This is a genomic window from Vibrio sp. 2130-1, from assembly GCF_033339515.1.
The window spans coordinates 1-721 of record NZ_JAWOUT010000245.1 but is presented as its reverse complement, the minus strand read 5'-3'; the positions used below and the strand labels follow the sequence as shown (position 1 = coordinate 721).

The following is a 721-nucleotide window of genomic DNA, read 5'->3' as shown; positions in this document are numbered from 1 at the left end:
GAAACGCTTCTGCCTGTGGCCCTTGATGTGGGTATGGCACGCTAATGTGCTTCTGAATATCTAGAGAAATGTGTAAGTCTAAACCCACGGACGCACATTGAGATTTGAGCACGCGCAGTAAGCCTTGCTCATCCATTAGCGTTTGAATTTCTAATATGCGCTCAAGATGATAGGCATTTGATAGCAAAATGACCTCAACCGCCGCTTGAGACGGTAACGGAAATAAACCGCTTTCACACAGAACTTTCGCTGCATTTCGCATGTTTTCAAACGTATTCAAAGAGCGATTTTCAAGCAGAGTTTGGCTTGTCGAAAAAGGCTTGGCCAGCGACGTATTCAGGGTCTGAAAATATGCATACATAGCGTCAGCTTCCGAAATGCTTTGTCCTTGCGTTTTTCCACCACAAAATACGAGAGCAGTATTCTCCATTGGCATTTCGCGGATCTTAGCGGCTAGAGCTTCGACTCTCGAGATGCCTTCGGCACTCAATTGGTTATTAACCAATCGCTTACCTAGTACGATGACCACGTTACCTAACTTCATACTTATCTCTCAATTTCCCCTGCGACAAAGTCACTGTTGTGTGGTCTTTGGCATAGTTACAAAAATCTTCTTTGCCAACCGCCTTACAGACATTAACATCTAGTTAACAACATTGTTCTAGAGACCTATGAAAGGTTCATTGCTGAAGGAAGTCAATTATGCTGTCGATTTTCGATA

At 43.6% G+C, this 721-nt stretch carries 1 protein-coding gene; it reads right to left on the bottom strand.

All coding sequences use genetic code 11. The annotated features are described in order from the left end of the window. Window positions 1-544: YdcF family protein (locus tag R7Q09_RS25495; protein ID WP_318143858.1), on the bottom strand; the 544-nt coding region annotated here is incomplete at its 3' end. Window positions 545-721: the final 177 nt, after the last annotated feature.